Origin of the sequence: Brenneria nigrifluens DSM 30175 = ATCC 13028 (assembly GCF_005484965.1) — a bacterium.
In the GTDB taxonomy this organism is placed as follows: domain Bacteria; phylum Pseudomonadota; class Gammaproteobacteria; order Enterobacterales; family Enterobacteriaceae; genus Brenneria; species Brenneria nigrifluens.
On the sequence record NZ_CP034036.1, the window covers coordinates 4,016,150 to 4,028,570 of the forward strand.

Below are 12,421 nucleotides of genomic sequence, written 5' to 3' on the forward strand. Positions count from 1 at the left end.
TCCGGGGTTTTACAGGAATAACAACGGGCAATACTAAACACCGGCAAATTTATTTTTGCTCGGACATCGTGCCACCCGGATTCGGCGTGTGGGGCTCATCAACCGGCGTCGGCGCCTTGGGTGTGCCGCCATTGCCGGAATTACTATCCGAGCTTTGCTCTTCCCAGCCCGCCGGCGGGCGAACCTCTTTACGCGACATCAAATCGTCAATCTGCGGCGCATCAATGGTTTCATATTTCATCAGCGCATCTTTCATTGAATGCAGGATGTCCATATTCGCCATCAGCAACTCGCGCGCACGCTGGTAGTTGCGCTCAATCAGCGATTTGACTTCCTGATCGATGATACGCGCCGTTTCGTCAGACATATGTTTGGCTTTGGCGACGGAACGGCCCAGGAACACCTCGCCGTCCTCTTCCGCATACAGCAGCGGACCGAGTTTTTCCGAGAAGCCCCACTGCGTAACCATGTTGCGCGCAATGGAAGTGGCGACCTTGATGTCATTCGACGCCCCGGTAGACACTTTTTCCACGCCGTAGATAATCTCTTCCGCCAGACGGCCGCCGTACAGAGTGGAAATCTGGCTTTCCAGCTTCTGACGGCTGGCGCTGATGGCGTCCCCTTCCGGCAGGAAGAACGTCACGCCCAGTGCGCGGCCGCGCGGGATAATGGTCACTTTATGCACCGGATCGTGTTCCGGCACCAGGCGACCGATAATCGCATGGCCCGCTTCGTGATAGGCGGTGGACTCTTTCTGCTGTTCCGTCATCACCATGGAGCGGCGTTCAGCCCCCATCATGATCTTGTCTTTGGCTTTTTCAAACTCGACCATCGACACCACGCGCTTGTTGCCGCGCGCGGCGAACAGCGCCGCTTCGTTGACCAGGTTGGCCAAATCGGCGCCGGAGAAGCCCGGCGTACCGCGGGCGATAACCGATGCGTCAATATCCGGGGAGAGCGGCACCCGGCGCATATGCACTTTCAGGATCTGCTCGCGGCCGCGCACATCCGGCAGCCCCACCACCACCTGGCGGTCAAAACGGCCGGGACGCAGCAACGCGGGGTCAAGCACGTCGGGACGGTTGGTTGCGGCGATCACGATAATGCCTTCATTGCCTTCAAAACCATCCATCTCAACCAGCATCTGGTTCAGAGTCTGTTCACGTTCGTCGTGACCGCCGCCCAGACCGGCGCCGCGCTGACGGCCCACCGCATCGATTTCATCGATAAAGATGATGCAGGGAGCGGCTTTCTTCGCCTGCTCAAACATGTCGCGTACGCGGGACGCGCCCACGCCGACAAACATTTCGACGAAGTCCGAACCGGAGATGGTGAAGAAGGGCACTTTCGCTTCGCCGGCAATCGCTTTGGCCAGCAGGGTTTTACCGGTCCCCGGCGGCCCGACCATCAGAATACCTTTCGGTATCTTGCCGCCCAGCTTCTGGAAACGGCTGGGTTCACGCAGATATTCGACCAGTTCGCTGACTTCTTCTTTTGCTTCGTCACAGCCGGCAACGTCGGCAAAGGTGGTTTTGATCTGATCTTCCGTCAGCATCCGCGCTTTGCTCTTGCCAAAGGACATGGCGCCTTTACCGCCGCCGCCCTGCATTTGACGCATAAAGAAGATCCAGACGCCGATCAGCAACAGCATCGGGAACCAGGAAATAAAGATTGAAGCCAGCAAGCTCGGCTCTTCCGGCGGCTCGCCAACCACTTTCACATTCTTCGTTAGCAGGTTATCCAGCAGCTTGGGATCGTTGACAGGAATATAAGTCGTGTATCGGTTGCTATCTTTTTTGATAACACTGATCTCACGCCCGTTAATACGTGCTTCGCGGACCTGATCCTGATTCACTTCAGTCAAGAAGGTTGAATAATCCACCCTACGGCCATTCGACTCGCTGGGCCCAAAGCTCTGGAAAACGGACATCAGCACAACTGCGATGACCAACCAGAGAATCAGGTTTTTCGCCATGTCACTCAAGGGATTAACCTCATATTACAACTGTGTTAAAAAACAGCGTTAGGGTACTACAGTTTGCGCCCTGTCGCTACGATATACACTTCACGCGACCTGGCACGCGAAGCGTCTGGCTTACGAATCTTGACCTTCGTAAACAGGGAGCGAATTTCCCGCAGGTATTCGTCAAAACCTTCTCCCTGAAACACTTTAACCAGAAAACTACCACCTGGCGCTAAGACATCCCGACACATATCAAGTGCTAATTCAACCAGATACATCGACTTCGGAATATCAACTGCTGGTGTACCGCTCATGTTCGGCGCCATGTCAGACATCACCACCTGAACCTTGTCGTCCCCCACCCTTTCAAGAAGGGCTTTAAGAACGACTTCATCACGAAAATCCCCTTGCAGGAAATCGACGCCAACAATAGGATCCATCGGCAAAATATCACAGGCGATAATACGCCCCTTACCACCAATCTGCGTCACCACATACTGCGACCATCCGCCTGGGGCGGCGCCCAAATCAACCACCGTCATGCCGGGTTTAAACAGTTTGTCGCTCTGCTGTATTTCATCAAGTTTAAACCAAGCGCGGGAGCGGAGCCCCTTTTTCTGCGCCTGTTGCACATATTTATCGCTAAAGTGTTCCTGCAACCAGCGACTGGAGCTTGCAGAACGCTTTTTATTAGCCATCTGTTTTCCAACTATTCTCTGTAAAGCGCTATCCGGTAAGCGGAAACTTCTCGCATACAGCCAATCCGTAACGCCAAATTGGTTATAATGATGAGATGGCGGTAGAATGAACCGTTTTCAATCCCAACCTAAGCAAAAAAGACAATGAACCTAAGCAATAAACAAAAACAGCACCTGAAAGGTCTGGCCCATCCGTTAAAACCGGTCGTCATGCTGGGCAATAACGGCCTCACCGAAGGTGTTCTGGCTGAGATCGAACAAGCATTGGAACATCACGAACTGATCAAAGTGAAAGTCGCGAGCGAAGACCGCGAAACCAAGACCCTGATTATTGATGCCATTATACGCGAAACCGGGGCCGGTAACGTTCAGGTTATCGGCCACACCCTGGTGCTGTATCGTCCGGCGAAAGAACGTAAAATCGTGTTGCCACGATAACACTTTTTATTTCAGGATACGCAGTTTTAACGGAAAGGTGCCACGCCTGCCCGTTAGAGAAAAGGCCGCAAGCGGCCTTTTTCCTTTCTTTACAAACTTTGCTGTTTTAATCAGCAAAACAGCAACGTTTACAGATAGTCAACGCTGAGGATTTCGTACTCCACGTTGCCGCCCGGCGTCTGGATCACCACAATGTCATCCGGCTCTTTGCCGATAAGACCGCGGGCGATAGGCGAGTTCACCGAAATCAGATTCTGCTTAAAATCAGCCTCGTCATCGCCAACGATGCGGTAAGTCTGTTCTTCTTCGGTATCCAGATTGATAACCTTGACGGTGGCGCCGAAAATGACGCGTCCGGTGGCGGACATTTTCGTCACGTCAATCACCTGCGCATTGGAAAGCTTGGCTTCAATATCGCGGATACGCCCTTCGCAAAAGCCCTGCTGTTCGCGCGCGGCGTGGTATTCGGCGTTTTCTTTCAGGTCGCCGTGCTCGCGGGCTTCAGCAATCGCGGCAATAATTTCAGGCCGGCGCACGCTCTTTAAAAAATCCAGCTCTTCGCGTAATTTTTCGGCGCCACGCAACGTCATCGGAAATTGTTTCATAATTGTCTATACCTCTAAAAAATCCGTACGACTCAAATAATCGTCATCCTGACGCGTTAATAATCAAATACGACGGAGTTCTACTCTATCTTTCAAACCGCCCGAACCTTGGCTTGCGGCGGATTGAACGCTATGGGATGTACATGCCGGCGTTTGCGGCAATTAAACAAAAGTAACCAGCCCCGGAACAAATTTTCCAGGCCAGCAACGATTTTGCATTTTGATACGTATTTTAACCCAGAGTTCCATGGGGGTCATCGTTTACTTTAGACCTTATTGCGCCGTAGTATGACCACACGTTACCCTGTTGTTAGCTGAGATTATGCGTTTTTCATCGATTATTTCCGGACTTGCCTGCGCTTTTGTTCTGCATGCCAATGCAGCGACGGTCGAAGAACATACCCAGTATTTACCCGATGGCGCCAATCTGGCGCTGCTGGTGCAAAAGGTTGGCGCCACCACGCCGGCAATGGCCTTTAACAGTCAACAGATGGCGCTGCCCGCCAGCACGCAAAAGGTACTGACCGCGCTGGCCGCACTCCTTCAGTTGGGTCCAGATTATCGTTTTATCACCACGATGGAAAGCCACGGTCCGGTGACGAGCGGCATATTGCGCGGCAATCTGATCGTCCGCTTTAGCGGCGACCCCACCCTGAAGCGCCAGCAAATACGCAACATGGTGCAGGAATTGAAAAAGCGCGGCGTGCGGGAAATCTCCGGGGATATCATGATCGACACCTCGGTTTTCGCCAGCCACGACAAGGCGCCCGGCTGGCCCTGGAACGATATGACGCAATGCTTCAGCGCTCCGCCGTCAGCGGCGATCGTCGACCGCAACTGTTTTTCCATTTCGCTCTATAGCGCGCCCAACGCCGGCGACAACGCGTTTATCCGCGTCGCGTCCTATTATCCGGTACAAATGATCAGCGAGGTTCGTACGCTGGCCAAGGGCTCTCCTGACGCACAATACTGCGAACTGGACGTGGTCCCCGGCGAGCTGAACCGCTTTACGCTCACCGGCTGCCTGCCGCAACGCGCCGATCCGCTACCGCTGGCTTTCGCCATTCAGGACGGCGCCAGCTATGCCGGGGCGATCGTCAAAGACGAACTGTTGCAGGCCGATATCGGCATCAAGGGCAGCCTGCGCCGTCAGACTCAGCCCGGCCCCGCGGGCAGCGTACTGGCGCAAACCCAGTCCGCGCCGCTGAGCGACCTGCTGACCGTGATGCTGAAGAAGTCCGACAACATGATCGCCGATACCGTTTTCCGCACCATCGGCCATGAGCGCTTCAAGGTTCCCGGCACCTGGCGCGCCGGCGCCGATGCCGTCCGCCAGGTATTGCGCCAGAAGGCCGGCGTCGATTTGGGTAACAGCATTGTTGTTGACGGCTCCGGTCTGTCCCGCCATAACCTGATATCGCCGGCGACCATGATGCAGGCGTTGCAGTATATCGCCCAGCACGACGGCGAACTCAATTATATTAAGATGTTGCCCCTCGCCGGGTACGACGGCACCTTACGGTATCGGGGCGGATTGCATGAAGCGGGCGTAAACGGTAAGGTTTCCGCCAAAACCGGCGCGCTGCAAGGGGTTTATAATCTGGCCGGATTTATCACCACCGCCAGCGGCCAGCGCATGGCTTTCGTACAGTTTCTGTCCGGCTATGCCGTTCCTCCGGAAGATCAGCGTTCGCGCCGCGTTCCGCTGGTACGTTTTGAAAGCCGCTTATACAAAGATATTTATCAGAACAACTGAATCGCATCGCGAGTTTGATGGCCTCCCCCGCCATCAAACTCCGCCCGCCCGAATGCCCGTCTTACTCTTTCTGCATCGCCATCTCCCGGCGGCGATAGCGCCCGGCGACCGCGCCCGCCCGCTCGTCACGGGCAATCCAGCGGTAGCATCCCGCCGACAGCGCCGCGCCGATAAACCAGCTGAAATTCGCCACCGCGTGCAGCGACGGAATAAAGCTGATGACCAGGCAAATCGCCACCGACGGCAACAGCGCCGAGATGGCCTTCGGATTGAAGCCCCCGCGATACCAGTAGCGGCCTTGCGGCGTGGCGTTGAACAGGTCGTCCACCGCCACCCGGCCGCGTTTGATTAGATAAAAATCCGCCAGCAGGATGCCGAACAGCGGACCGATAAAAGATCCGAGCACATCCAGCGTGTAGTGAATCAGTTCGGGAGAATTAAACAGGTTCCACGGCGTTAACAGTACCGATCCCACCGCGGCAATCATGCCTCCGGTGCGGAAGCTGATGTTCTGCGGCGAGCAGTTGGAAAAGTCAAATGCGGGAGAAACGAAGTTCGCCACGATATTGATGCCGATGGTGGCGATAATCATGGTCAGCAGCCCAATCGCCACCGCCAGATCGCTGCCGACGTGGCTGACGGTTTCAATCGGATCGGTCATCATTTTGCCGAACAGCGATTGGGTGCCGGAAACAATCACCACCGTCACGATGGAGAACAGCAGGAAATTAAACGGCAGTCCCCAGCGGTTGCCGCGACGGATTTCCCCCATGTTTTTGCCATAACGCGCGAAATCGCCAAAATTCAGCAGCGGCCCGGAGAAGTAAGACACCACCAGCGCGGTCGCCGTCAGCATCTGGAACGCCTGTTCGCCGCCGCTCAGCTGTTTGCTGCTCAGCGTAAAGGAGATACCGTCAAAACCGGTCTGGTATACAATCCAGCCGGCCAGCGCCAGCATCACCACATATACCGCCGGCCCGGCGATATCAATAAAGCGCTTGATGGCGCTCATGCCGTGCCAGAACACCATCGCCTGCAATAACCACATAATACCGAAGCACAGCCAGCCAAGCTGAGATAGCCCGAGCCATGATACCTGGGTCATGGGCGTCAGCGCCGGCCAGAATTTCAGCGCCACCAGCATCAGCGCGTTAGCGGCCAGATAGGTTTGGATGCCGTACCAGGCAAAGGCGATCAATCCGCGGATCACCGCGGGAATATTGGCGCCAAAGACGCCAAAAGCCTGACGGCAAATGACCGCGTAGGGCACGCCTGCCATCTGGCTGGGTTTGGCCACCAGATTGGCGCACAGTTGCACAATACAAATTCCCAGCAGCAAACACAGCAATACCTGCCAACTGGCCAGTCCGAGAGTGAAAAAGCTGGCCGCCACCACGTACCCTCCCATACTGTGTACATCGGACATCCAGAAAGAAAAGATGTTGTACCAGTTCCAGTTCTGATTGCGCGTCGGGGCGAGATCGTCATTACACAGCCGCGGGCTGTAGTTTGCGTTGGCTTCGGATGCCGACGCCGCATCGATAGGTTGACTATTTGGCATGAAACCTGCTCCTCTGAATTTAATAAAGTAACCCTGTACACAATTCGGGTATTGCAGGATCCAGGCCAAATTAATCTTTTTGTATACAAAAACTATTTTTAATGTATACGATTCACACATGCATTGGCGTTTACCGGAGTAGGTAATGAAGAGCGAAATTGGCCTGAAAGCGGCCTCCGACTTGAATGATAAAGACGAACCCATCTATCAGGCGTTGATGGCCGCCATCGTGGAACATCAATTGCCGCCGGGCAGCAAGCTGCCGGAAGAGGCGCTCTCCGAGGTGTTTGGCGTGAGCCGTACCGGCATCCGTAAAGTGCTGCAACGCCTCGCGGCAGTGCAAATGATCACCCTGACGCCCAAACGTGGTGCGCAGGTCGCCACGCCCGGCGTGGAAGAAGCGCGGGATATTTTCCACACTCGGTCGCTGATTGAATGCGCCAATCTCCCCGCGGTTATCGCCCACTGCCAGTCAACGCATCTGGTGGCGCTGGAGAAGCTGAACCGGCAGGAACAGCAGGCGCATCACGACCTCGACGGACCGGCGGCCATCCGCCTCTCCGCCGCCTTTCATATTCAGTTGCAGGCGATTTCCGGCAATCAGGTGCTGACGGAAATGGTCACGCGCCTGAGCCAGCGCTCTTCGCTGGTGGTCGCCGCCTATGGCGTTCCCTGGCAACAGGGCTGCCGCTGCGACGATCACGATCGTCTGATCGTCCTATTGCGGGAAAAGGCGCTACAGCCGCTGACCGAGGCGCTGCGCCACCACTTTGAACATATCCTCGCCACGCTGCATTTTGAGCGCAGCGGCGAAACGCTGCCGGATTTCGCCCGCCTGTTTGCCAATCTACGGGATCGTTAGCATGGAAAAACACCTTATCCAGGTCATCAACCCCAACACCAGCCTACCGATGACCGAAACCATCGCCCGCGCCGCTCGGGCTGCCGCATCGCCGAACAGCGAGATCGTCGCGGTGTCGCCAGCCCAGGGCGTGCCCTCGATTGAAAGCCACTTTGACGAGGCCGTCGCCGCGGTCGGCGTGCTGGAACAGATCAAAGCCGGACGGGCGCAGGGCGTCAGCGGTCACGTTATCGCCTGCTTTGGCGATCCCGGTCTGCTTGCGGCGCGGGAACTGGCTCAGGGGCCGGTGGTCGGCATTGCGGAAGCGGCGATGCATATGGCCACTCTGGTCGCCACCCGCTTTTCCATCGTCACGACGCTGCCGCGCACCTTGATCATCGCCCGTCACCTGCTCAGGCAATATGGCTTCGAACACCACTGCGCGGCGCTGCACGCCATCGACCTGCCGGTGTTGGCGCTGGAAGACGGCAGCGGTTATGCGCAGCAGAAAGTGCGCGAATATTGTATACAGGCAAAACGGCAGGACGGCAGCGGCGCCATCGTGCTGGGCTGCGGCGGCATGGCCGATCTGGCGCGGGAACTGACGTACGAACTGCGTATGCCGGTGATTGACGGCGTAGGCGCCGCGGTCAAGATGGTCGAGTCGCTGCTGGCGCTGGGGCTGTCCACCAGTAAACACGGCGATTTGGCGTCGCCGCGCCGAAAAACGCTGACCGGCGCTTTTAGCTCTCTGAATCAGGACGATAATCATGAATAACCAGACGGCAGAAGAAACCTACGATTTTAACCGCGACTACCCGCGCGACCTGCGCGGCTATGCGGGCCAACCGCCCCATGCCGCCTGGCCAGGAGGCGCACGCATCGCCGTGCAGTTCGTGCTGAACTACGAAGAGGGCGCGGAGAATAACGTATTACACGGCGACGCCGGTTCCGAACAGTTTCTTTCCGATATCATCGGCGCCGCCAGCTACCCGGATCGCCATATGTCGATGGACTCGCTGTACGAATACGGTTCCCGCGCCGGCTTCTGGCGCATTCATAACGAATTCGTCAAGCGCGGTTTACCGCTGACGGTGTTCGGCGTCGCCATGGCGCTGGCGCGCCACCCGGAAATTGTGGCGGCGATAAAAGCGGCCGGCTACGACGTGGTCAGCCACGGCTGGCGCTGGATCCACTATCAGGGCATGGATGAGGAAACCGAGCGCCGGCATATGCAAAAAGCGATCGATATCTTTACCGACCTGTTCGGCCTTGCGCCGACAGGCTGGTATACCGGCCGCGACAGCCCCAACACCCGCAGGCTGGTGGTCGAACAGGGCGGCTTCAGCTATGACAGCGACTACTACGGCGACGACCTGCCGTTCTGGACCCGCGTTGCCTGCCGGGACGGCCGTCGCAAACCGCATCTGATTATTCCCTATACGCTGGAAACCAACGATATGCGTTTCGCCACGCCGCAGGGATTCAACACCGCGGAGCAGTTTTATACCTATCTGAAAGACAGTTTCGACGTGCTGTATGAAGAGGGAGAAAGCGTACCGAAAATGATGTCGGTCGGAATGCACTGCCGGCTGTTGGGGCGCCCGGGACGTTTTCGCGCCCTGCAGCGTTTTCTGGATTATATCCAGCGGCATGAAAAGGTGTGGATCTGCACCCGTCAGGAGATCGCCGACCACTGGATTACGCATCATCCCGCGCCCAAAGCTGAGAGCGGGACCGGCAAGGGCGTTTATTCCTGCGGCAAGGAATAAACGCCGGCTTGGTTAGCGCTGATAAACGGTTTCGACGCCTTCCTCGTCTTCGTCGTCCCAGTCATCATCCCAGTCGTCTTCAGCTTCGCTTTCCGCCGCCGCCAGTTGCTCACGGTGATAGTCATCCCACATGAATTCGACTTTCTCCGGCGCGCTCTCTTCGACGGCCATGGTTTTCGGCTGAACCTTGAGGAAGTTCATCACATCCCAGCACAGCGCGTTCACGCCTTCGCGGTTAGCGGCGGAAATCAGGTAATACTTATCTTCCCAGCCCAGCGCCGCGGCGATTTCTTTAGCGCGCGCTGCGGCTTCGGCTTTATCCAGCAAATCGACTTTATTGAACACCAACCAACGCGGTTTTTCAGCCAACGCGGCGCTGTATTGCTGCAATTCATTGACGATCACCTTGGCGTTTTCCACCGGATCGGACTCGTCAATCGGCGCCAGGTCGACCAGGTGCAGCAGCACGCGGCAGCGCTCCAGATGCTTCAGAAAACGAATGCCCAAACCGGCCCCGTCAGACGCCCCTTCAATCAAGCCGGGGATATCGGCGACCACAAAGCTTTGTTCGCTGTCCATGCGCACCACGCCGAGGCTTGGCACCAGCGTGGTAAACGGGTAATCCGCCACTTTCGGCTTGGCGGCCGAAACGGCGCGGATAAAGGTGGATTTACCGGCGTTGGGCAGCCCCAGCATGCCCACATCCGCCAGCAGCAGCAGTTCCAGCATCAGTTCGCGCTCTTCGCCCGGCGTACCGTTGGTTTTCTGGCGCGGCGCGCGGTTGACGGAAGATTTAAAGCGGGAGTTGCCCAGTCCGTGCCAGCCGCCTTTGGCGACCATCAGTTTCTGCTGATGGCGCGTCATATCGCCCAGCACTTCGCCCGTTCCCTGATCCAGCACCCTGGTGCCGACCGGCACTTTGATGGTGATGTCCTTACCGCGTTTCCCGGTACAGTCACGGCTCTGTCCGTTTTGTCCGCGTTCCGCGCGGAACGACTTTTCAAAGCGGTAGTCAATCAGGGTATTCAGGTTTTCATCCGCCAGCAAATAGACGTCGCCGCCGTCGCCGCCGTCGCCGCCGTCAGGGCCGCCATTGGGAATATATTTTTCACGGCGGAAGCTTACGCAGCCATTACCGCCATCACCCGCCACCACCAGAATGGTGGCTTCATCTACAAACTTCATGAATTCTCTCCGCAAAAAACCAATAGAGCATATCTACTTGTTTTAGGCTGTTTATTGGCTCTTTTTGGCGTAACATTTTGATTTTAATGGCTGTAGCATCTTTTACCCACCACCATTAAAAATCGACGCGCCAGAACCTGCTCCGGCAAAGGGGCGAATTGTACCCGCTTAGCGCAATATTTTCATCTGTATTAAAAATAAACAGTACAGATGGGATGTCAAAACCGCCTGTCGCGGACCGCCGCTGTTCCCTATTGTCTGACTGGTCCGGGCGCCGCACCTATTTGGGCGCCATCACCGAAGCGGGATCCTTTCTTCCGGGGAAAAAACGGTGCCCGATAGCGGAAAACATGGCCCCCGCAACGACCACGAACGCCCCAGTATACCCCACAACATTCAGCGGCGGCGCGGCAAAAAACGTTGGCCAAGCCCATGCCAGCAAGCTGGAAAAGAGCAAGGTGAATAACGGCGTGAGCGTAATCACCGCGCTTACCTGAGCGGCCTGCCAACGCGCCATGGCCTCCGCCAGCGCGCCATAACCTATCAGCGTATTGGCGCCGCAAAACAGCAGACAGATAAGCTGCCAGCCGTTGAGTTGCAGAATAACCGCCGGGCGGGCAAACGGCGTGATGGACAGAACGCACAGCACGTACAGCAGGAACAGAATCTGCTGCGACGTCAGGCGGCGCAACAGCACCTTCTGCGCCACGCCATAGGTCACCCACACCGCGGCGGCGCAAACGCCCAGCAGCACCCCCAGGGTGTAATCGGTCAGGCGGGTGAAAATTTCAATCAGGCTGGCGTTAAAAAACAGCACCAGTCCGCAAACCAGCATCACGGCGCCGATAACCTGCGTAATCCGCATCTTTTCTTTTAAGATGAGTACGCTGGCGAACATCATGCCGACCGGTGAAAGCTGGCCGATAACCTGAGACGCGGTCGGACTCAGATATTGCAGCGACGAACTGAAAAAGACGAAGTTTCCCAGTAAGCCATAGGTGGCTATCAACAACAAAATCCACCACCGAGGGCGCCGGAAAACCTGCAGCGGCGGCAATTGGCGGCGTGAAAACAACACCATCCCCAGCCCAACGGAGGCGATGAGAAATCGATACCAAACGATGGTGTACGGCTCCATCACCACCAGCACCTGCTTCATGGCGATGGGCAGCGCGCCCCAGCAGATCGCCGTGGTCAGCGCCAGACTGAGGCCGATGCCCGTCTGTTGTTTAGTATTCATGCTCGTCTCGGCTGAGGACCAGGAAGCGGAATGTAAAAAGCCCCGCAACGAATTGCGGGGCTTATGTCCTTGAGGCCTAACGCGAAAAATTATTCAGCAACGATACTGATATATTTACGGTTTTTCGGGCCTTTCACTTCGAACTGAACTTTACCGTCAGACAAAGCGAACAGCGTGTGGTCTTTACCGCAGCCTACGTTGCTGCCGGCGTGGAATTTGGTCCCGCGCTGACGAACGATGATGCTGCCGGCTAATACCGCTTCGCCGCCGAAACGTTTTACGCCCAGGCGTTTGCTTTCTGAATCACGGCCGTTACGAGTTGAACCGCCAGCTTTCTTGTGTGCCATTAATCCGCTCTCCTA

12 protein-coding genes are annotated in these 12,421 nt (G+C 56.5%); 5 read left to right on the forward strand and 7 right to left on the reverse strand.

The features are described from left to right. Window positions 1–49: 49 nt before the first annotated feature. Both ftsH and rlmE read right to left on the reverse strand, forming a co-directional pair. A complete protein-coding gene (ftsH, locus tag EH206_RS18830) occupies window positions 50–1,975 on the reverse strand; it encodes an ATP-dependent zinc metalloprotease FtsH (RefSeq protein WP_040343441.1) in 1,926 nt (641 codons plus the stop codon). A gap of 56 nt (window positions 1,976–2,031) precedes the next feature. Beyond that, window positions 2,032–2,661, reverse strand: coding sequence for a 23S rRNA (uridine(2552)-2'-O)-methyltransferase RlmE (gene rlmE / locus EH206_RS18835; protein ID WP_009114465.1), 630 nt, complete (start codon window positions 2,659–2,661; stop codon window positions 2,032–2,034). Between the two features lie 144 nt (window positions 2,662–2,805). Here rlmE and yhbY point away from each other — a divergent pair, with 144 nt between their 5' ends. Continuing rightward, a complete protein-coding gene (yhbY, locus tag EH206_RS18840) occupies window positions 2,806–3,099 on the forward strand; it encodes a ribosome assembly RNA-binding protein YhbY (protein ID WP_009114466.1) in 294 nt (97 codons plus the stop codon). A gap of 128 nt (window positions 3,100–3,227) precedes the next feature. Here the strand turns inward: yhbY and greA are convergent, their stop codons facing one another. Beyond that, entirely contained in the window at window positions 3,228–3,704 is a 477-nt protein-coding gene (gene greA, locus EH206_RS18845) for a transcription elongation factor GreA (RefSeq protein WP_009114467.1), read from the reverse strand. A gap of 322 nt (window positions 3,705–4,026) precedes the next feature. Here greA and dacB point away from each other — a divergent pair, with 322 nt between their 5' ends. Further along, window positions 4,027–5,460: a serine-type D-Ala-D-Ala carboxypeptidase gene (dacB, locus tag EH206_RS18850; protein WP_009114468.1), complete on the forward strand. Its 1,434-nt coding sequence runs from the start codon at window positions 4,027–4,029 to the stop codon at window positions 5,458–5,460. A gap of 61 nt (window positions 5,461–5,521) precedes the next feature. Here dacB and EH206_RS18855 read toward each other — a convergent pair whose 3' ends face one another. Then, window positions 5,522–7,021, reverse strand: coding sequence for an NCS1 family nucleobase:cation symporter-1 (locus tag EH206_RS18855; protein WP_009114469.1), 1,500 nt, complete (start codon window positions 7,019–7,021; stop codon window positions 5,522–5,524). Between the two features lie 145 nt (window positions 7,022–7,166). Here EH206_RS18855 and EH206_RS18860 point away from each other — a divergent pair, with 145 nt between their 5' ends. Genes EH206_RS18860 through puuE form a run of 3 tightly spaced genes read left to right on the forward strand, consistent with a single transcriptional unit; the run spans window position 7,167 to window position 9,634 of the window. After that, on the forward strand, window positions 7,167–7,883 hold the full coding sequence (locus EH206_RS18860; RefSeq protein ID WP_009114470.1) for a GntR family transcriptional regulator: 717 nt from the start codon (window positions 7,167–7,169) through the stop codon (window positions 7,881–7,883). Window position 7,884: 1 nt separating this feature from the next. Next, window positions 7,885–8,640: an allantoin racemase gene (gene hpxA / locus EH206_RS18865; RefSeq protein ID WP_009114471.1), complete on the forward strand. Its 756-nt coding sequence runs from the start codon at window positions 7,885–7,887 to the stop codon at window positions 8,638–8,640. Then, on the forward strand, window positions 8,633–9,634 hold the full coding sequence (puuE, locus tag EH206_RS18870) for an allantoinase PuuE (RefSeq protein ID WP_009114472.1): 1,002 nt from the start codon (window positions 8,633–8,635) through the stop codon (window positions 9,632–9,634). Before hpxA ends, puuE begins: the two co-directional genes overlap by 8 nt. A gap of 12 nt (window positions 9,635–9,646) precedes the next feature. Here the strand turns inward: puuE and cgtA are convergent, their stop codons facing one another. The 3 genes from cgtA to rpmA form a co-directional block, all read right to left on the reverse strand. Then, the gene (gene cgtA / locus EH206_RS18875) at window positions 9,647–10,819 is read right to left on the reverse strand and encodes an Obg family GTPase CgtA (RefSeq protein ID WP_009114473.1); all 1,173 of its coding nucleotides are present in this window, start codon (window positions 10,817–10,819) and stop codon (window positions 9,647–9,649) included. Between the two features lie 280 nt (window positions 10,820–11,099). Next, window positions 11,100–12,059 carry a DMT family transporter gene (locus EH206_RS18880; RefSeq protein ID WP_009114474.1) on the reverse strand — a complete coding sequence of 320 codons (960 nt, stop codon included), beginning with the start codon at window positions 12,057–12,059 and terminating at the stop codon, window positions 11,100–11,102. A gap of 89 nt (window positions 12,060–12,148) precedes the next feature. Then, entirely contained in the window at window positions 12,149–12,406 is a 258-nt protein-coding gene (gene rpmA, locus EH206_RS18885) for a 50S ribosomal protein L27 (RefSeq protein ID WP_009114475.1), read from the reverse strand. Between the last annotated feature and the right edge of the window lie 15 nt (window positions 12,407–12,421).

Bases quoted from the DNA above. Each gene is read 5' to 3' on its own strand.
- rlmE (WP_009114465.1), bottom strand. From the start codon at position 2,661: ATGGCTAATAAAAAGCGTTCTGCAAGCTCCAGTCGCTGGTTGCAGGAA.
- rpmA (WP_009114475.1), bottom strand. From the start codon at position 12,406: ATGGCACACAAGAAAGCTGGCGGTTCAACTCGTAACGGCCGTGATTCA.
- cgtA (WP_009114473.1), bottom strand. From the start codon at position 10,819: ATGAAGTTTGTAGATGAAGCCACCATTCTGGTGGTGGCGGGTGATGGC.
- ftsH (WP_040343441.1), bottom strand. From the start codon at position 1,975: ATGGCGAAAAACCTGATTCTCTGGTTGGTCATCGCAGTTGTGCTGATG.
- dacB (WP_009114468.1), top strand. From the start codon at position 4,027: ATGCGTTTTTCATCGATTATTTCCGGACTTGCCTGCGCTTTTGTTCTG.
- greA (WP_009114467.1), bottom strand. From the start codon at position 3,704: ATGAAACAATTTCCGATGACGTTGCGTGGCGCCGAAAAATTACGCGAA.
- yhbY (WP_009114466.1), top strand. From the start codon at position 2,806: ATGAACCTAAGCAATAAACAAAAACAGCACCTGAAAGGTCTGGCCCAT.
- EH206_RS18855 (WP_009114469.1), bottom strand. From the start codon at position 7,021: ATGCCAAATAGTCAACCTATCGATGCGGCGTCGGCATCCGAAGCCAAC.
- EH206_RS18880 (WP_009114474.1), bottom strand. From the start codon at position 12,059: ATGAATACTAAACAACAGACGGGCATCGGCCTCAGTCTGGCGCTGACC.
- EH206_RS18860 (WP_009114470.1), top strand. From the start codon at position 7,167: ATGAAGAGCGAAATTGGCCTGAAAGCGGCCTCCGACTTGAATGATAAA.
- hpxA (WP_009114471.1), top strand. From the start codon at position 7,885: ATGGAAAAACACCTTATCCAGGTCATCAACCCCAACACCAGCCTACCG.
- puuE (WP_009114472.1), top strand. From the start codon at position 8,633: ATGAATAACCAGACGGCAGAAGAAACCTACGATTTTAACCGCGACTAC.